General features: G+C 63.2%; 24 protein-coding genes. 21 read left to right on the forward strand and 3 right to left on the reverse strand.

Annotated elements, in window-relative coordinates:
- Window positions 1–77: 77 nt before the first annotated feature.
- The 21 genes from PVE73_RS24640 (at window position 78) to PVE73_RS24740 (ending at window position 15,685) form a co-directional block, all read left to right on the forward strand.
- Window positions 78–353: a DUF2285 domain-containing protein gene (locus tag PVE73_RS24640; RefSeq protein WP_277364762.1), complete on the forward strand. Its 276-nt coding sequence runs from the start codon at window positions 78–80 to the stop codon at window positions 351–353.
- A gap of 111 nt (window positions 354–464) precedes the next feature.
- Window positions 465–686: a DUF6499 domain-containing protein gene (locus tag PVE73_RS24645; RefSeq protein ID WP_277364763.1), complete on the forward strand. Its 222-nt coding sequence runs from the start codon at window positions 465–467 to the stop codon at window positions 684–686.
- Between the two features lie 247 nt (window positions 687–933).
- Window positions 934–1,230 (forward strand): DUF2285 domain-containing protein, encoded by a 297-nt coding sequence (locus PVE73_RS24650; RefSeq protein WP_277367568.1) that lies wholly within the window; start codon window positions 934–936, stop codon window positions 1,228–1,230.
- Window positions 1,231–1,370: 140 nt separating this feature from the next.
- On the forward strand, window positions 1,371–1,655 hold the full coding sequence (locus tag PVE73_RS24655) for a helix-turn-helix domain-containing protein (protein WP_277364764.1): 285 nt from the start codon (window positions 1,371–1,373) through the stop codon (window positions 1,653–1,655).
- An 18-nt stretch (window positions 1,656–1,673) separates the two neighbouring features.
- A complete protein-coding gene (locus tag PVE73_RS24660) occupies window positions 1,674–2,849 on the forward strand; it encodes a replication initiator protein A (RefSeq protein WP_277364765.1) in 1,176 nt (391 codons plus the stop codon).
- Window positions 2,846–3,499 carry a ParA family partition ATPase gene (parA, locus tag PVE73_RS24665; RefSeq protein ID WP_277364766.1) on the forward strand — a complete coding sequence of 218 codons (654 nt, stop codon included), beginning with the start codon at window positions 2,846–2,848 and terminating at the stop codon, window positions 3,497–3,499. Before PVE73_RS24660 ends, parA begins: the two co-directional genes overlap by 4 nt.
- On the forward strand, window positions 3,496–4,239 hold the full coding sequence (locus PVE73_RS24670) for a site-specific DNA-methyltransferase (protein ID WP_277364767.1): 744 nt from the start codon (window positions 3,496–3,498) through the stop codon (window positions 4,237–4,239). The genes parA and PVE73_RS24670 overlap by 4 nt, the downstream gene beginning before the upstream one ends.
- Window positions 4,236–4,490 (forward strand): hypothetical protein, encoded by a 255-nt coding sequence (locus tag PVE73_RS24675; RefSeq protein ID WP_277364768.1) that lies wholly within the window; start codon window positions 4,236–4,238, stop codon window positions 4,488–4,490. The genes PVE73_RS24670 and PVE73_RS24675 overlap by 4 nt, the downstream gene beginning before the upstream one ends.
- Window positions 4,487–4,972 (forward strand): DUF2840 domain-containing protein, encoded by a 486-nt coding sequence (locus PVE73_RS24680; protein WP_277364769.1) that lies wholly within the window; start codon window positions 4,487–4,489, stop codon window positions 4,970–4,972. Before PVE73_RS24675 ends, PVE73_RS24680 begins: the two co-directional genes overlap by 4 nt.
- Window positions 4,969–5,514, forward strand: coding sequence for a S26 family signal peptidase (locus PVE73_RS24685; RefSeq protein WP_277364770.1), 546 nt, complete (start codon window positions 4,969–4,971; stop codon window positions 5,512–5,514). The genes PVE73_RS24680 and PVE73_RS24685 overlap by 4 nt, the downstream gene beginning before the upstream one ends.
- A gap of 67 nt (window positions 5,515–5,581) precedes the next feature.
- Window positions 5,582–5,917, forward strand: coding sequence for a DUF736 domain-containing protein (locus PVE73_RS24690; RefSeq protein ID WP_277364771.1), 336 nt, complete (start codon window positions 5,582–5,584; stop codon window positions 5,915–5,917).
- 2 nt (window positions 5,918–5,919) lie between these two features.
- Window positions 5,920–6,684 (forward strand): lytic transglycosylase domain-containing protein, encoded by a 765-nt coding sequence (locus tag PVE73_RS24695; protein ID WP_277364772.1) that lies wholly within the window; start codon window positions 5,920–5,922, stop codon window positions 6,682–6,684.
- A gap of 243 nt (window positions 6,685–6,927) precedes the next feature.
- The gene (locus tag PVE73_RS24700; protein WP_277364773.1) at window positions 6,928–8,667 is read left to right on the forward strand and encodes a VirD2 family relaxase/mobilization nuclease; all 1,740 of its coding nucleotides are present in this window, start codon (window positions 6,928–6,930) and stop codon (window positions 8,665–8,667) included.
- A 24-nt stretch (window positions 8,668–8,691) separates the two neighbouring features.
- The gene (locus PVE73_RS24705) at window positions 8,692–10,677 is read left to right on the forward strand and encodes a conjugal transfer protein TraG (RefSeq protein WP_277364774.1); all 1,986 of its coding nucleotides are present in this window, start codon (window positions 8,692–8,694) and stop codon (window positions 10,675–10,677) included.
- 4 nt (window positions 10,678–10,681) lie between these two features.
- Entirely contained in the window at window positions 10,682–11,125 is a 444-nt protein-coding gene (locus PVE73_RS24710) for a CopG family transcriptional regulator (RefSeq protein WP_277364775.1), read from the forward strand.
- Window positions 11,126–11,314: 189 nt separating this feature from the next.
- On the forward strand, window positions 11,315–11,671 hold the full coding sequence (locus PVE73_RS24715; RefSeq protein ID WP_277364776.1) for a metalloregulator ArsR/SmtB family transcription factor: 357 nt from the start codon (window positions 11,315–11,317) through the stop codon (window positions 11,669–11,671).
- Complete coding sequence (locus PVE73_RS24720) at window positions 11,664–12,188, forward strand: arsenate reductase ArsC (protein WP_277364777.1); 525 nt, start codon at window positions 11,664–11,666, stop codon at window positions 12,186–12,188. The genes PVE73_RS24715 and PVE73_RS24720 overlap by 8 nt, the downstream gene beginning before the upstream one ends.
- Window positions 12,189–12,196: 8 nt before the next feature.
- Window positions 12,197–12,622, forward strand: coding sequence for an arsenate reductase (glutaredoxin) (gene arsC, locus PVE73_RS24725; protein WP_277364778.1), 426 nt, complete (start codon window positions 12,197–12,199; stop codon window positions 12,620–12,622).
- Between the two features lie 31 nt (window positions 12,623–12,653).
- Window positions 12,654–13,724, forward strand: a complete 1,071-nt coding sequence (arsB, locus tag PVE73_RS24730) for an ACR3 family arsenite efflux transporter (protein WP_277364779.1) — start codon at window positions 12,654–12,656, stop codon at window positions 13,722–13,724.
- Between the two features lie 11 nt (window positions 13,725–13,735).
- Complete coding sequence (gene arsH / locus PVE73_RS24735) at window positions 13,736–14,488, forward strand: arsenical resistance protein ArsH (RefSeq protein WP_277364780.1); 753 nt, start codon at window positions 13,736–13,738, stop codon at window positions 14,486–14,488.
- Between the two features lie 3 nt (window positions 14,489–14,491).
- Complete coding sequence (locus PVE73_RS24740) at window positions 14,492–15,685, forward strand: MFS transporter (protein ID WP_277364781.1); 1,194 nt, start codon at window positions 14,492–14,494, stop codon at window positions 15,683–15,685.
- Window positions 15,686–15,799: 114 nt separating this feature from the next.
- Here the strand turns inward: PVE73_RS24740 and PVE73_RS24745 are convergent, their stop codons facing one another.
- The 3 genes from PVE73_RS24745 to PVE73_RS24755 all read right to left on the reverse strand — a co-directional run bounded on the left by PVE73_RS24745 (window position 15,800) and on the right by PVE73_RS24755 (window position 18,240).
- Window positions 15,800–16,915: an NAD(P)-binding domain-containing protein gene (locus PVE73_RS24745; RefSeq protein WP_277364782.1), complete on the reverse strand. Its 1,116-nt coding sequence runs from the start codon at window positions 16,913–16,915 to the stop codon at window positions 15,800–15,802.
- Window positions 16,916–17,020: 105 nt separating this feature from the next.
- Window positions 17,021–17,494 carry a signal peptidase II gene (gene lspA, locus PVE73_RS24750; RefSeq protein WP_127071609.1) on the reverse strand — a complete coding sequence of 158 codons (474 nt, stop codon included), beginning with the start codon at window positions 17,492–17,494 and terminating at the stop codon, window positions 17,021–17,023.
- 2 nt (window positions 17,495–17,496) lie between these two features.
- Window positions 17,497–18,240, reverse strand: coding sequence for a cytochrome c biogenesis protein CcdA (locus PVE73_RS24755; protein WP_277364783.1), 744 nt, complete (start codon window positions 18,238–18,240; stop codon window positions 17,497–17,499).
- Between the last annotated feature and the right edge of the window lie 17 nt (window positions 18,241–18,257).

Genomic DNA, 18,257 nt, shown 5'->3' on the forward strand with positions numbered 1-18,257 from the left:
ACCTGCTCTCGTCAAAAAGAATGGCTATCTCTCACCGGAGATGGTTAACAAACACGTTACCCGAACGTGAGCGAGTGATGGGACACGCGACACAGACATTTCTTGATGCACCACCGTCCAGCCAGACGCTGACGTCCTATGATCGCGAGCACATGAAACTCTACATGCGGCTGCTTGATGCCGAGCGCGACGGCGCTGACTGGCGTGAGGCGGTGCGAATCCTCTTCGGCCTCGATCCCGCTCGGGACCCCGAGCGTTGTCGTTCCGTCCATGACGCGCATCTTTCCCGCGCGCATTGGATGACGGAGTACGGCTATCGCGAACTGGTCCGCGACAGCCAGCGGAAGGCGTGATCGTGATGCGCGGCACGCATCGCCTGTTGACCTCCACCTGACTTCCCCAATTCAACCCGAGCGGGAATCGTAGACATCCCAACTTCCTGGGCTGAAACTTGGGAGACTGCGATGACCCCCGACGCATCGACCTGGCGTTCTTCGGAATATGACCATCTGGATACGTTGACCGCATCCGATCTGGCCTGGGAATGGCTCCGTCGCAACGACGCCTATGACGCAGATTTTGAAGCTGTGGCCTCTGGCCATGGAGACCCCGAACCGCTGACCGAACAAATCCGGCAGCGGTGGGGGTTGCGATTTCCCCGTCGATCCACTGATCTCGCCTCCTGATGCGCCCGTCTTCTGGCTCCCGCGAGAGGACACCAGCGTCGTCATCCTGACGGAAGCCCCGCCGGAACTCGACACAAGCCCTGTTCCTGAGCCGGTAGAGCCATGGCGAGACGATACGCCAATCGGCGATGACGAGGCAGCATTCCGCTTCGCCCTCGGGAACGGACAACGTCTCCAGATCATCGACTGCGCCATCGATGGGCAGGCGGTTGCCGTCATCCCTCTCGGCATCGAAGGCTTTGACCGGATCGAATCGGTCTATCGATTTCTCTCGGCCTTGCACCGCCGCGCCATCCCGCCGGACACGCGCCTGACGCGTCAGCAGCGCGCCCGTCAGCGCAGAATGGTTCGCGCCTTCGACGGTGAACGGACTGGCGCGACGCAGCAGGAAATCGCCGAAGTCCTTTTCAACATAGGGCATCTCGGCCGCGACGAATGGCAGGCTTCGTCGGCGCGTCATCGCATCAAGACGCTCCTGCGCGACGCTCGTGCCATGGTCGCGGGCGGCTATCGAAAACTCCTGCGTCATCGCCACCCACGTTAACGCGATTCCGCGCTCCCGTTGGTGGGCGATTTCGATACCCCCCAACTTCGCCCTGCATCTCTCCGGTTTTTCTTCGCCACCGTGGTCGTTGCCCGCCGCTGATCCGCAGCGGCCGTCCCAACACCACGGAGGCCCGTTCCATGCCGCACGAACCCGTCGTTTTGCCGCCGCGCTTCCTGCGCACCAAGGAAGCCGCCGAGTTTCTCAGCCTCTCGGCACGCACCCTCGAAAAGCACCGCACCTACGGAACCGGACCCGCCTATCGCAAGCTCGGCGGCCGTGTCGTCTACGCCATCGACGATCTCGAAAGCTGGGCCGATCGCGGCGCTGTGACGTCCACCTCCGATCCGCGTGGCTCCGTTCTGCCCGCCAAGCGCCATGCGTCTCTTCCGTCCGGCCCGCGGGCCGGACGTTATGCGCGCTGAGCGCGGCCAGCTCCCTTCATGGCGGTGCGACATCGATCTCCTTCCGAGCGCGGGCAACTCGACCTGTTCAGGGCGCTCCCCGGCGATTTCGCGCCACGAGACGCGCAGGATCTCATGGCCTATCCCTTTTTCTCCCTTTCCAAGACCCATCGCATTGCACCGATCGATTTCTCGGCCGGTGATATCGCGATCCGCGTCGAGGCCGTTCCCGATCATGGCATGGCCACGATCTGGGATGCCGACATCCTGATCTGGGCGGCGAGCCAGATCGTCGAGGCGCGCGACGCCGGGCTTCGCACCTCGCGGCTCATGGTCGCCACACCTTACGAAATCCTCCGCTTCATCGGGCGCGGCACATCGGTACGCGATTACAAACGCCTGAAAGCCGCGCTTGACCGGCTCCAGTCCACCACCGTTTCAACCTCGATCCGTCAGCCGGCGGAAGGTCGCCGCCACCGCTTCTCCTGGATCAACGAATGGAAGGAGCGCACCGATCGCTGCGGCAAGACCGACGGCATCGAGATGATCGTGCCGGACTGGTTCTATCAGGCCGTTCTCGATGACGCGCTGGTGCTCACCATCGACCGGACCTATTTCGATCTGACCGGCGGCCTTGAACGCTGGCTCTACCGGATCGTCCGCAAGCATGGCGGACGCCAGCGCAGAGGCTGGCGCTTCGACTTCCGCCACCTGCACCAGAAATCCGGCAGCCTGTCGCCGTTCAAGCGCTTCGCCTTTGAACTGCGCGACATCATCCGCCGCCAGCCGCTGCCCGGCTACACCCTGTTTCTGGAGATCGAACTCGGCGGCCGCGCGCTGCTCGCCTTCGAGCCGATCCTGCCCTGTGGAAAAGCTGTGCAAGGCGTCGTGCCATCCGGAACCCGCAAAGGCGTGCCATCGGGAACCGGGGTCGCGTGCTATGGGGAACCGAAACCGGCCCTAACATCCGACACAGAAACACGAAATCGCGCCCCTAACTTAGAGTCTAACCTAGACTCTAACCTTGAAGAGCGCGCGCGCGATGTGGAAAACCTCATCCGCGACACCGCGAAAAGCCTCAGCATAGCCGGGAAGAAGAGGGAATCTGCCGCCCCGCCGGCGTCCCGATCAGCCTTCGCTCGGAACGGGGTGTCGGCCGCCGACGATTCCCATGCGCCCCGCCTTCCGCTCGATCCGCCGGGAGGCCGGCGATGATCATCGCGCTCCTCAACCAGAAGGGCGGCGTCGGCAAGACGACGCTGGCGCTGCATCTCGCCGGAGAACTGGCGCGAGAAGGACAGCGCGTCACCCTGATCGATGCCGACCCACAAGGCTCGGCACTGGACTGGTCGCAGCAACGCGCGCGTGAGGGCCTGCCGCGCCTGTTCGGCATCGTCGGCCTGGCACGCGATACGCTGCATCGTGAAGCGCCGGAGATCGCCCGCGACGTCGATCACGTCGTCATCGACGGCCCGCCACGCGTCGCCGGGCTCATGCGCTCCGCGCTCCTCGCCGCCGACCTGGTGCTGATCCCGGTGCAGCCGTCGCCGCTCGACGGCTGGGCCTCGGTCGAGATGCTGTCCCTCCTGTCGGAGGCCCGCATCTACCGGCCCCAGCTTGTCGCCCGTTTCGTGCTCAACCGCTGCGGCGCGCGCACCGTCATCGCCCGTGAGACGGCCGAGACGCTGGCGGACCACGATCCTCCAGTTCTCGCCAGCGCCATCGGCCAGCGCGTCGTCTTTGCCGACGCCGCGCAGTCCGGGCGGCTCGCCAGCGAGATCGACCGCCAATCTCCTGCCGCCCGTGAGATCGCTGCGCTCACCGCCGAGATCGAAGAGCTGAGCATCGGGAGGGCCGCACGATGAGCGTCCTCACCGGCGACTGCCGTGAAGAAATGCCCTGGCACGCACCCTACGACATGATCCTCGCCGATCCGCCTTACGGCGATACTTCGCTTGCCTGGGATCGGCGTGTCGAGGGCTGGGTTTCGCTGGCGCGGACCGCCCTCAAACCGTCCGGCTCGCTCTGGGTCTTCGGCTCATTGCGCAGCTTCATGGCAACCGCCGACCGCTTCGCCGACGCCGGCTTGCGGATCGCGCAGGAGATCGTCTGGGAGAAGCAGAATGGCACCGGCTTTCATGCCGATCGCTTCAAGCGGGTGCATGAACTGGCCGTCCAGTTCTATCCGGCCGAGACGGCCTGGCGCGACATCTACAACGACGTCCAGACCACGCCGGATGCCACGGCACGGACGGTTCGGCGCAAGCAGCGTCCGCCCCATACCGGCCAGATCGACGCCGGCCACTATGTCAGCCATGACGGCGGGCCGCGCCTCATGCGCTCGGTCATCTATCTGCGCAACTGCCATGGCCGCGCCATCCATCCGACCGAGAAGCCGTCGGCGCTGCTGGAAATCCTGATCCGCACGAGCTGCCCGCTAGGCGGTCTGGTCGGCGACTGGTTCGCCGGTTCCGGCGCGGCCGGGGAAGCCTGCCGGCTTTCCGGCCGGCGCTATCTCGGCTGCGAGATCGACCCCGACATGGCCGAGCGTGCGCGGACGCGCATCGCCACCGTGCTGCCGTTCCATGACGGAGGCCCGTCATGACGGCGCGCGCGCAGAAGCGCGGTTTCGCGCAGCGCCCTGCCGATCCCGACGGCTGGATCAAGGCCGGTGACACGCCGCCGGAGTGCGGCGGCGATGCCGCGGTCTATTCCGCCCGCCTGACGATCGACATCACGCCCGAGCTTCGCGGGCGGATCAAGATCGCCGCGATCCGGCGCGGCGGCACCGTATCCGACATGCTGCGCGAGCTGCTCGCGCGCGAATTTCCCGACACATCAGGAGAGCGCTCATGATCGGCGCCGCAGCCCATGAAGACGATCTGACCCGCGTGGAGCTGAGGTGGGTGGAAAAGAAGATCGAATACTGGATCAGGTTCGGCCACACGACTGGCGAGCAGATTCTTGACCGCAACCGCCGCATCGTTTCTTTCCGTCCCGGCGCTGTCTTCGCATTCGTCCGCTGGGCGGCGAACGACTACGGCACCGTGATCTCGCGGATCGACATCGTGCGAACCGTCGCACCGGGCAACGCCTATCAGACGCTGCCCTTCGTGCGTCCCGGCGGCGAAATCCTGCTGAAGCTACAAAGTTGGCCGAAGGTCGAGGATGTCCTGCGCCATGTCGATGCGGTCGAAGCCCTCGGCGTCGATCCCGCCGAGGCCGATCCCGATCACTGGCGCCATGTCGCGCACTGGATGAACGCAGGCGAGACGCCGCGTCCCTATACCACTGAGCGCCATCAGGCATGGCTCCGGCGGCGGGAGATCGGGCAATGAACCGCGCCGGCTATGTCATCGTGACGGCGGCGGCCACGCTCGGGATCGCCATTGCCGGACTGGTTCCGACCGCGCCCAGGCTGGTCTGGAACGCTTCGGCCAGCGTGCCGGTCGGGTTCTACACCATCGCGCCGGCGGACCGGCTTGAGGTGCCCGATCTGGTCGCAGTCCAGCCGCCCGAGCCCATCGCTTCCTTCATGGTCGAACGCGGCTACGTCGCCCGCGACGTGCCGCTCCTCAAGCATGTCCTCGGTCTGCCCGGACAGCGGCTGTGCCGCGATGGCCCTGCGATCACGGTCGATACCATTCCGCTTGGCGAGGCCCGCGACCGCGACAGCCGGGGCCGCGACCTGCCGGTCTGGCAGGGCTGCCGGGTCATCGCCGAGGGCGAAATCTTTCTGATGAACCTCGACGTCGGCGACAGCCTCGACGGCCGCTACTTCGGCCCGTTCCCCGCATCGGCGGTGATCGGCCGGGCCACCCCGCTTTTCACCGACGAGGACGGCGATGGCCGCTTCGTCTGGCGCGCGCCGGTGCGGTGACGGCGCGTCCATAGCGGGGCGTGCGAACGGCCCGCGTCTTCTCCACCGCTTGAGGAAGGAACCTTCAATGCCACAGATCGGACAATTCACGCGCACCCCGTCCGGCTATTCCGGGCGTGTCCGCACGCTCTCGCTGGACATCGAACTAACATTCGTTCCCACCGAGAACACGGATGCCGAGAAGGCGCCCGCCTATCGCATTCATCTCGGCGATGATGACGGGCCGGAGGTCGGCGCGGGCTGGAAACACTCCGGCGAACGCGCGGGCACCTACATCTCCGTGCTGCTCGACGATCCCGCCTTCGAGCAGCCGATCCGCGCCCGCTTGTTCCAGTCGGACGAAGACGGCCGCGACTGGGGCCTGCACTGGACCCGTCAGAAGAAGCGCGACGAGCAGGACTGATCATGATCATGTCCTGCACGCGTCCCGCCTCGGGGAGATGCGGCGTCCGCCGCCGCATCGTCCTTCTCCTTCTTTCCGGCCTGTTCATCCCGGCCATCGCCACGCCACCCGTTCCGGCGCAGACCATCGTGCCGGCGCACGCGGCCGCAGCGCATCCGCACGCCGCCCACATCGCCGAAGCGGCGCAGCGCTTCGGCATCCCGGTGACATGGATCGCCGCCGTGATGCGGGCCGAAAGCGCGGGCGATGTGCGCGCCGTTTCTTCGGCGGGCGCAATGGGGCTGATGCAGGTCATGCCCGACACCTGGGCGGAGCTGCGCATCCGCCACCGTCTCGGGCGCGACCCCTATGATCCACGCGACAACATCCTCGCAGGCACCGCCTATCTGCGCGAGATGTGGGACCGCTACGGCAATGTGGCCGCGATGCTCGCCGCCTACAATGCCGGTCCCGGCCGCTACGACGAATACCGCGCGGCGGCTCGCCCGCTGCCGGCCGAGACGCGCGCCTATGTCGCTTCGCTTGCGCCCGTTTTGCTCGGAGAAGCGCCTTCGGGCTCCGCATCCGTTGCTTCCCGCCCGCTCGACTGGCGCGAGGCGGCGATCTTCGTGGTCCGCGAAGACGATGTTTCCGCCGCCGATCCGGCGTTGCCCGATCACGCGCCGGATGACGTCCCTTCACCCCTTCCGGCGACATCTGACGCCCTCACGGCCTTGCAACCGGAGGGCCTCTTCGTCGCCCGCAATGCCGGTGGGGACCGGCCATGAGCGGGGGCAACGCAATTCGCATCCCATCGTGCGCTGGCGTGTCATGGAGAGTGCCGGGGGTGGCGGCAGGCACCACGACCGAAGGATGGCGAGATAAAAGGCCGCACGGTGCGGCTCAAGAGGGCGGTTGTTTTTGCGGGGTTTTCCGGCGCGCTCCGCACCGTGCGGCGCTGGCGCGCACCGTGCGCTGCGCGCCCTTCTTCCTGATTTTCCATGATGATTTGCACCGTGCGGAGCAACGCCATGTCCGATGAGCGCGAGTTCCGCATCCGTCCGGGCCGCATCCGCTCGACCCGTGCGCAGCAGGCCCGACCCTTCGTGGCCCAGGCGCTCGCCGCCGCCCAGAAGGCCGGCGGGCGTGTCTCGCGCTCCGGCAAGATCACATCGGGCAACCGCTCACGCTTCGGGCGCGGTCAGCGCGCCAGCATCCAGGCCAACCGTCTCCTCACTGGACGCTCGCGCATCGTCGTCATCAAGACCCGCGTGGTGCGTCACACCGCGCGCTCCGCTCCGCTCGGCGCACACCTCAATTATCTGCGTCGCGATGGCGTGACCCGCGACGGGGAAAAGGCGCGGATGTTCGGCCCGGAAGGCGAGGACATGGACGTGCGTGCCTTCGCCGAGCGCTGCCAGGACGACCGGCATCATTTCCGCTTCATCGTCTCGCCCGAAGACGCGGTGGACATGGCCGATCTCAAGGATCACGCCCGCGAGCTGATGGGGCAGATGGAGAAGGATCTCGGCACCCGCCTCGACTGGGTGGCGGTCGATCATTGGAACACCGACAATCCGCATATCCATATCATCCTGCGCGGCCGCGCCGACGACGGCCGGGACCTGGTGATTTCCCGCGATTACATCAAGGAAGGCATGCGCGCCCGTGCCCAGGATCTGGTCACGCAGGAACTCGGCCTGCGCACCGATCTGGAAATCCACCGCAATCTGGAGCGGCAGGTCGAGGCGGAACGCTGGACGCAACTCGACCGGCAGCTTGTTCGCGACGCCGGCAAGTCCGGCATCATCGACCTTGCCCCGCTTCCCGACCGCCAGCCGGACGAGTTTCATGCGCTGAAGGTTGGCCGGCTGCGCACCCTGGAAATCCGTGGGCTGGCAGGCCAGATCGGACACGCGCAATGGTTCATCAAGCCCGAAGCCGAGACTGTGCTGCGCGAGATGGGCGAGCGCGGCGACATCATCAAGCGCATGCACCGCGCGCTCACCGAGCGCGGCATCGAGCACGGCTCGGCGAGCTACGTTCTTGCGGGGGAAAGCCTCGACGTTCCCGTCATCGGTCGCCTGGTCGAGCGCGGCCTCGATGACGAGCTGAAGGGCACGGCCTATGCCGTGGTCGACGGCGTCGACGGTCGCACCCATCATATCAAGCTGCCGCATCTCGATGCCGCCGGCGACAGTCCGCCCGGCTCGATCGTCGAGTTGCGATCCTGGGGGGACCCGCAAGGGCAGCGCCGCGTGGCGCTCGCCGTCCGCGCCGATCTCGATCTCAGTGCGCAGGTCGGCGCCACCGGCGCGACCTGGCTCGACCGGCAGGCCGTGGCGCGCGAACCCATCTCCCTTTCGGACAGCGGCTTCGGCGCCGAGGTCCGTCAGGCCCTGGACGAACGCGCGGAGCATCTGATCGGCGAGGGCTTTGCCGAGCGGCAGGGCGGACGTGTCGTCTTCGCGCGCCGGCTGCTCGGCACGTTGCGCCAACGCGAACTCGACAGTCTCGGCGAGAAGCTGGCGGCTGAGACCGGCTTGTCCTTCGAGCGCGCCGCCAGCGGCGAATATGTCGCCGGCTCCTATCGCCAGCGTTTTGCGCTCGCCTCCGGCCGCTTCGCCATGATCGACGACGGCCTCGGCTTCCAGCTCGTGCCCTGGTCGCCCTCTCTCGAAAAGCAGATCGGCCGTCACGTCTCCGGCGTCGCCCGCGACGATGGCGGCGTCGATTGGGACTTCGGGCGCAAGCGCTCCCTCGGCCTCTGACCGCCATCGGAAAGGACCACCACCATGTCCGCCACCAAGATTCTCTGGGGACAGATCACCATCGTCTTCCTCATCGTCCTCGCCACCACCTGGGGCGCGACCCAGTATGTTGCCTGGAGCCTCGGCTATCAGGCGCAACTCGGGCCGCCCTGGTTCGTGTTGTTCGGCACCCCGATCTATTATCCGCCTGCGATCTTCTGGTGGTGGTATTTCTATGAAGCCTATGCGCCGCCGATCTTCGCCAAGGGCGGGATCATCGCGGCGTCAGGCGGCTTTATCGCCATCGCGGTCGCCATCGGCATGTCGGTCTGGCGGGCGCGCGAGGCAAAAAACGTCGCCACCTATGGCTCGGCGCGATGGGCCGGAAAAGGAGAGATCAGGGCGGCGGGCCTGCTCGATCCCGATGGGGTCGTGCTCGGCCGCTATGAGCGCGACTATCTGCGGCACGATGGCCCGGAGCATGTGCTGTGCTTTGCCCCGACGCGTTCCGGTAAAGGCGTCGGCCTGGTCGTGCCCTCGCTCCTGACCTGGCCGGGGTCAGCCATCGTCCACGACATCAAGGGCGAGAACTGGCAGCTCACCTCCGGCTTCCGCTCGCAGCACGGCCGTGTGCTGCTCTTCGACCCGACCAATCCAAAGTCGTCGGCCTACAATCCGCTGCTCGAGGTGCGCCGTGGTGAATGGGAGGTGCGCGACGTCCAGAACATCGCCGACATCCTCGTCGATCCGGAAGGCAGTCTCGACAAGCGCAACCATTGGGAAAAGACCTCCCACAGCCTCCTCGTCGGCGCCATCCTGCATGTGCTTTACGCCGAACCGGACAAGACCCTGGCCGGCGTCGCCAAGTTCCTGTCCGATCCCAAGCGTCCCGTGGATTCCACGTTGCGCGCCATGATGAAGACCGCGCATCTCGGCGAAGCGGGGCCGCATCCCGTCGTCGCCAGTGCCGCGCGTGAGCTGCGCAACAAGTCCGAGAACGAACGCAGCGGCGTGTTGTCGACGGCGATGTCCTTCCTCGGCCTCTATCGCGATCCGGTCGTGGCCGAGGTCACACGGCGCTCCGACTGGCGCATCAGCGATATCGTGGGCGGCGATCAGCCGGTCACGCTTTACCTCGTCGTGCCGCCTTCCGACATCAACCGCACCAAGCCGCTGATGCGGTTGCTGCTCAATCAGATCGGCCGCCGCTTGACCGAGGACCTGCAAGCGAATGCCGGGCGGCATCGGCTGCTCCTGATGCTCGACGAGTTTCCGGCGTTGGGCAGGCTCGATTTCTTCGAGACCGCGCTGGCCTTTATGGCCGGCTACGGCCTGAAATCATTCCTGATCGCGCAGTCGCTGAACCAGATCGAGAAAGCCTACGGGCCGAACAACTCGATCCTCGACAACTGCCATGTGCGGGTCAGCTTCGCCACCAACGACGAGCGCACCGCGAAACGGGTGTCGGACGCGCTCGGCACCGCCACCGAGATGAAAGCGATGAAAAACTACGCCGGTCACCGCCTGTCGCCCTGGCTCGGGCACCTCATGGTCTCACGCTCGGAGACGGCTCGCCAGTTGCTGACGCCGGGCGAGATCATGCAGCTTCCGCCGCACGAGGAGATCGTCATGGTGGCGGGCATCCCCCCGATCCGGGCGACGAAGGCGCGCTATTACGAGGATGCCCGGTTTCGGGAGCGCGTTCTGTCACCGCCTGAATTGAAAGGTCCCGAAGACACGCGGGCCGACGACTGGACTGCGCTTCCGATCCCGGCCCGACCGGAAGCCGCTGCGGACCACGATGACCAGGCAACCGATAGCGAAGATCCGACCGAATCCGAACGCCGGTTGCAGCCGGAACTCAGCCGCGTGAAGCCGGTGCAGAAGAAAAAGCCCATCGAGAACGAGTTCGAGATCGCGCTGCCCGACGAAGTTGAGGAAGAAGCCACGCAAAATCGGCGCATGGTCCGGCAAGTACAGGGCATTGCCCGGCAGGTTGCCATGGACCCGAACGACGGCATGGAGTTGTAGCGCCATGGCCAATCGTCGGAAGAAGAAAAAACTCACCGTCTATCTGGACCCCGATGTCGAAAAAGCCCTGACAGAGTTTGCCGCGCGGCGGGATCAGTCGCAGTCGATGATCGGCGAGGCAGCCATCGCCTCATTCCTGTCTCCCGACGATGCCGAACGTCGAGAGGCGATCGTCGCCAAGCGGCTCGATCAGATCGACCGGCGCATCACCCGGATGGAGCGTGACGTCGGTATCGCCGTCGAAAGCCTGGCGGTGTTCATCCGCTTCTGGGTCAACACGACACCGGCATTGCCCGAGCCCGCAGCACAGGCGGCACGGGCCAAAGCCAATGAGCGCTATGAATCATTCATCACAGCACTCGGCCGACGTCTCGCGCAGGGGCCGAAGCTACGGCAGGAGGTTTCTGAGGATGTTGATGGGTCAGACCAGCCAGCAGGGTCAAACTGAACGCGCCGTAAGTTTGAACCCCTTTGTTGCCACGCGGCTGTTTCCCTCCTGATGTCCGCTTGCGACTTCTTCGCGGACGTTCCGAACCAACCGGCGCGGATTCGAAAGCGGCCATGAGCGACGCCTAAGGTTGCCAAGTCATTCAGACCTGCTTTATATTTCAATGGTCATTGAGTCATTGAGATAACGATGAACGAACAACAAGCCCTCAGTGGATTTGCTGCACTTTCCCAGGAAACGCGGCTTCGGATCGTTCGGCTGCTAGTGACGGCCGGACCCGATGGCATGGCCGCGGGCGCGATCGGCGAGGCGATGGATGCCTCATCCTCCCGCATGTCGTTTCACCTGAGCCACCTTGAGCACGCGGGGCTGATTGAATCACGCCGCGAGGGACGATCGATCATCTATAGCGCCACTTATCCGGCGCTATCTGGCCTCGTCGAATTTCTGATGCGGGATTGCTGCCAAGGTCATCCCGAAGTGTGCCAGCCAGCCGTTGCAGCTCTGACCTGCTGTGACCCAATCAAGAGTGATGCCCATGTCTGACCCGATTTATAATGTGCTGTTTCTCTGCACTGGCAACTCCGCTCGCTCGATCCTTGCCGAAGCGATCTTGAACCACATGGGAAATGGCCGTTTCCGGGCCTATTCAGCCGGTAGCCAGCCCAAAGGACGGGTTCACCCGATGGCGATCGAGACGCTTCAACACTTCGACTTTCCGATCGATGGGCTTCGATCAAAGAGTTGGGACGAATTTTCCGGTCCATCGGCACCAGTCATGGATTTCGTCTTTACGGTCTGCGACAACGCCGCCGGTGAAGCGTGCCCGATATGGCCGGGCCACCCAATGACGGCGCATTGGGGTATTGAAGACCCTGCGGCGATCGCCGACCCGGTCGAGCAACGGACGGCCTTCGTCACCGCTCTACGCTACCTCAAAAACCGGATTTCGGCGTTCACTGCCCTACCTGTTGCTTCTCTCGATAAGTCGTCCCTCAAAGTGCGGCTCAACGAAATCGGGCAGGCCGAAGGCGCGAGCAAGCCCCGAAACAGCGCGGCGTGAGGGGTAGAATGGACATTATCATCTACCACAACCCTGACTGCGGGACCTCCCGCAACACGCTCGGCTTGATACGCAATTCGGGCAGCGAGCCTCATATCATCGAATACCTCAAATGCCCGCCAACACGGGCGCGGCTCGCGGATCTCATTTACCGCATGGGTATCTCGCCCCGGGATCTTCTACGGGAAAAGGGGACACCTTATGCCGAGTTGGGGTTAGGCGATCCTAGCCTGAGCGACGATGTCATCATCGACGCGATGATGGCCCACCCGATCCTCATCAACCGGCCCATCGTCGTAACGCCAGCCGGGGTTCGACTCTGCCGCCCGTCCGAAGCCGTGCTCGACCTCTTGCCCCTCCAGTGCGGGGAGTTCGTCAAAGAAGACGGCGAGCGCGTCGTGGATCAGCACGGCCGCCGGGTCGCGTCTGCCTGATCCTCATACCCGATTGTATTGGAGAGTTCCCATGGCTTCCCCTGAGCCAGCATCCCGGCTGTCGTTTCTCGACCGCTATTTGACGGTCTGGATTTTCGCGGCAATGGCCCTCGGTGTCGTCCTCGGCACGGTGTTCACCGGTCTGCCCCAGGCGCTCAACGCCATGTCGGTCGGATCGACCAACATTCCGATCGCGATCGGCCTCATCCTCATGATGTATCCGCCGCTTGCCAAGGTGAAGTACGAAGAGCTGCACCAGGTCTTCGCAGACAAGCGCGTGCTGGTCCTCTCGCTCATCCAGAATTGGTTGATCGGCCCAACCCTGATGTTCGTCCTGGCCGTGATCTTCCTTCGCGACTACCCCGAATACATGACGGGGCTGATCCTGATCGGGCTGGCCCGCTGCATCGCCATGGTACTCGTCTGGAACCAGCTCGCGCGCGGTGACAACCAGTATGTCGCCGGCCTCGTCGCCTTCAACTCGATTTTCCAGATCCTGTTCTTCTCGACCTACGCATGGCTGTTCCTAACGGTTCTGCCGCCGCTCTTTGGCTTAGAGGGCAGCATAGTCGATGTTGGCTTCTGGACCATCACCGAAGCGGTGTTGATCTATCTCGGCATCCCCTTTCTTGCCGGGTTCCTGACGCGGCGCATCCTGATCGCTCGCAAGGGGGAAGGTTGGTATGAACGCGAGTTCCTGCCGCGCATCGGCCCGATCACGCTTGCCGCTCTGCTCTTCACCATCGTAGCAATGTTCAGCCTGAAAGGCGGCGACGTGGTGCGCCTGCCATTCGACGCCGTGATGATCGCGATCCCGCTGACCATCTATTTCGTGGTCCAGTTCGTCATCAGCTTCGCCATGGGCAAGCTGATCGAAGCCGACTACCCCCGTACGACCGCGATTGCCTTCACCGCTGCCGGTAACAATTTCGAGCTGGCGATTGCCGTTGCCATTGCCGCGTTCGGCCTGGCTTCACCGGTCGCTTTTGCAGCCGTCATCGGTCCTCTGGTCGAAGTGCCTGTGCTGGTGCTGCTCGTTCACGTCGCGCTGCGTCTCGGCCGTCGCTGGTTTCCGGCGACCGCACCGGCGACAGTCCGATAGGAGAGCTCATCATGCCACTACGAACACTCATCGATCCCGATTACCTGCCTGCTCTCGATCCGCGTTTCGCAATCGAGCGGCCTGGAATTGGCTTGGGTCCGGCGGATCACCCGCCGCGCATCCTTCTGCTCTACGGATCGCTCCGGCCTCGGTCCTTCTCCCGGCTGGCGACGGAAGAAGCCGCGCGACTGCTGCAATTCTTCGGCGCGGAAACCCGAATTTTCGATCCGAGCGAATTGCCATTTCCCGATCAGGTGACGAAGGACGATCACCCCGCCGTCCATGAGCTGCGCAAGCATGCGCTTTGGTCGGAAGGCATGGTTTGGTGTTCGCCGGAACGCCATGGTCAGGTCACGGGCCTGATGAAAGCGCAGATCGATCATTTGCCGCTCTCGATCGGCAGTGTTCGGCCGACGCAAGGTCGGACGCTCGCGGTCATGCAGGTATCGGGCGGCTCTCAGAGCTTCAACGCCGTCAACACGCTCCGGCTTCTCGGCCGCTGGATGCGCATGTTTACGATCCCGAACCAGTCGAGCGTCGCCAAGGCTTATCAGGAATTCGACGAAAACGACCGCATGAAGCCGTCGAGCTATTACGACCGGATCGTGGACGTTATGGAGGAACTGGTCCGGTTCACCATACTGACGCGACCGCATGCCGGTCAGCTCGTCGACCGCTACTCGGAGCGAAAGGCGGCAGCGCTAAAGCACGATCCAACGACCGACAAAAGCGCAATCAGCGCACCTCAAAAGCAGCCCGCATAGACGATGGCCAGAGCGAATCGGCTGACGGTCCACGCTCTTGGCGTGGTGATGATCTTCACCTGGGGCAGCACTTACTATCTGATCGCCGTTCTTGCCGCGCCGATCGTCGCCGATACGGGTTGGCCTCTTGAATGGGTGGTCGGTTCTCTTTCGCTCGGGTTACTGGTCGCAGGGCTTTCCGCTCCAACGATCGGGGATGCGATATCGAGACACGGCGGGCGGCCGATCCTGGCGCTCGGATGTCTTATCATGGCGCTAGGCCTGGCGATGATTGCGGCCGCGCCCAACCTTGCGATATTCATGGCCGGGTGGGCGGTTCTCGGCATTGGCATGGCCGCCGGGCTTTACGACGCTGCGTTCTCGACCCTCGGCGGGATCTATGGCGAGAAAGCCCGCCCCTCGATCACGACGCTGACACTGTGGGGAGGCTTTGCAAGCACGGTTTGCTGGCCGCTTTCAGCCGCCCTGGTCGAAGCAATCGGCTGGCGCGGTGCGTGCTTCGCTTATGCGGCTGTCCTCGCTGGTGTTTGTCTACCCTTGATCCTCGCCATCGTGCCGCAATCCCCAAGGCGGCCCAAACAGTCGAGTGCCGACTACGCCAATGCTGCGCTCGTGCTCCCCCCTCGCGAACGAGCCATGTTCTGGCTGTTTGCCTCAATCCAGATCATCGCGGGCCTGTTCGTCACGATCGTCTCGGTACATCTGCTCACGCTCCTGCAAGCCAGAGGCATATCCCTGACCGAGGCGGTCACACTCGGCGCGCTGATCGGGCCAGCTCAGGTCGGCGCGCGGGTTCTGGAAATGCTCGGTCGCGGTCGCCATCATCCAATGTGGACGCTAAGTGCAGCGGTTGTTTTATGCGCTGGCGGATTGATCGTGCTAGCGGCAGGGCTGCCAATTATCGGGTTGGCGTTGATCCTCTACGGCGCAGGGAACGGCATCTTTTCGATCGCGCGGGGGGCGCTTCCGCTGAGTCTCTTCGGTCCTGGGCAGTATGCGCCAATCATGGGACGGCTCGCCCGACCCGGCCTTATTGCTCAAGCTGCTGCGCCCATGATCGGCGCGATTTTGATTTCCAGGCTCGGCTATGACGCTCTGCTTCACGTCATAGCCGCATTGGCGACGCTCAACGTCTTGATCGCCGGCATGCTTTGGCAGGTCGTTCGACAACGTCCGCTTGGAAGGATTGATTGCTGAAAGCTGTCTTTCCCGCTTTCCACCCCAACATCGCCGTTCGAAAGAGACGAAGCGGCCGCCGAGGGACAGTCAGGTAGACTCACGACCCCATCCAGTCGCTCGTGTGGTCAGTCGTCACTCCTGAAGCGACCTTTCAGCTGGCATCGTCCTCGGCCCTATCGCCGCGAAGCAGTATTGCAGGCATAAGGTGACAACTACGGAAGCATCTTCGCCGGCACCCATGACGAGAGCTGAAGCACGATTCCGCTGCCATGGACGTCCTAGGTGAAAAAGTCCTGGTACTGGAGCAACCCCGCCCTCTTGCACAAAGCTTCCGTTGGAATGCGTGCTACCTGGAATCTGGAGCCACGCGCTGTCGTCTCTGTATCCGATGCACCAAACGACGGAATCGACCACCCGTTTAGATCCATCGGAAAAGGTAACGGTTCGGCCGTTTGCTGACACCAAGCGTCCTGAGATGGCCATGCCCATCCGTTGCAGGTCGCCAAGGCTGCGACCCCTGTCAGGAAACGGGTCGGCGCGTCGCATCAGATATCCGATCGCCGAGCCAGGCCTTGCTTTCATCAAGCCCAGGGCGCGCAGCCACCACCATGTGCTCCTGCCGAGAATGCGTTCTGGAAACAGTCGGCGGCCGCGCCCAACCGCAAGCAGCACTTCATGGGTCGAAACCAATTCGGCTGCGATGTCGCGTCCGCTTGCTCCATCTCCGACAACAAGGACCGTTCCAGGTCGGACATCGCCGGAATTGTGATAGCTCTCCGGCGTCAGTTGCGCAACCGCACTGTCAAAGCCGGCACCGATTGTTGGGATAATGGGTATCTGAAACGCTCCCGTCGCGACGATCACCGCCTTGGCGACTATGTGCCTGCCATCATCGATTTGCGCGACGAACCGCTCATCAGTCCGACGTTCGAGCTGAACCACGCCATTTCCGGAGAGGACGGGCAGGTCGAAATGGCTGGCATAGGCTTCGAGATAGTCCGCAAACTCATCTCGCGCGGGATAGCCTTGCGGATCGCCGTCGAGCGTAAGACCGGGCAGCGTACTAAATGCGCGCGGGGTAAACAGGGTCAGGGAATCGTAGCGACAGCGCCAACTGTCGCCGATGCGGGCATGGCGATCTACGATCAGGTATGAAAGCTTTGTTCTGGCAAGATGGTAGCCGGCAGCGAGCCCCGCTTGACCAGCGCCGATCACCAGAACGTCTATTTCCTGCAAAGCTTGGGTCACGGATACCTGTAATCACGCTCCTGGTGGCCGGGACCATCAGAGCACCTTCCGGGTTATTTGTTGCCTGCCAGACGCGGAGCCTATGACTTTAGGCGGCCATAGCCACTATGGGCGTGTCAGGAACCGCATTTCTCTCCTGAATGTATCGAATAATAAGAGCAAAACCCCGAGCACGATCGCCGTGTCAGCAAGGTTGAAGGCAGGCCAATGAATTCCTCCGATATGAAAGTCGAGGAAGTCGGTAACGCCGCTATGACGTAGCCGGTCGAGCATATTGCCCAAGGCACCTCCAATTATGAGGCCCAGAGCGACCCCCGTTATCGATTGTCTTTCCCGGCTCGCCCATACCAAAAGCATAAGAACGATTGCTAAGGTGATTCCGACAAGGAGCCATGCCGGCGCTTCGTTGAAAAGTCCGAAACTGACACCCGTGTTGCGCCCTAGGACCAAGTTGAAGAAGCCCGTTACGGATATTTCCGTATGGTCTTTCATCACTTGGATTACCCACCATTTGGATAGCTGGTCAGCTCCGAAGGCGACGGCGGCCGCGAGCGATGTATATTTTAGAACTCCGCGCATCGTCAGCCTATCTGACCCAACGCGGGGAAAGTTATCAGGAGCCAGATAGCGAAGCGCGAGAGTTGACCGGTCATCATGGCCAATCCCATTATGATCATGATCACACCTGCTAACACTCGCAAGTATCGGCCAGCCCAACGTAAGGTTGGCATGCCGGCAATGAAACGCTGCATGAAAAGAGCCGCCAAGATAAAGGGCACTCCCAGCCCCAAAGAATACACAGTCAACAGGATTGCGCCGGCTCCGACAGTCGCATTTGCGGCTGAAAGAGTTAGAATAGAGCCGAGTACCGGCCCAATGCACGGGGTCCAGCCAAAGGCGAACGCCAATCCAAGCAGGTAGCTCGTCCAAGGGCCAGCAACGTGCGGCCGAGGATGAAAACGCATTTCACGATCGAACCACGGGATTGGCACCAAACCCGTTGTTACCACACCGAAAATGATAACGATCGCGCCACCGATTAGGTTGGCTTCGTATAGGTAGGAGCGGAATAACGCCCCCAATGCAGTTGCAGTAGCCCCCAGCAACACGAAGATCGTTGTGAATCCGAGGACAAAATAAAGACTGTTGACGAGAGCCTGCCAGTTTGCCCCCAGACGATTTTGAACAGCAGGCTCCAAGCGCGCGCCACCTGTGACGAACGAAATATAGCCGGGAACAAGGGGCAAAACGCACGGCGAAAGAAAGGAGATCGCCCCCGCAGCAAACACCGTTAGTAGGCCGACAAGCGTGAAATCCAAATCCATCTACTCCGGGGCGTCTA

Source organism: Chelativorans sp. AA-79 (assembly GCF_029457495.1).
Lineage (GTDB): Bacteria > Pseudomonadota > Alphaproteobacteria > Rhizobiales > Rhizobiaceae > Chelativorans.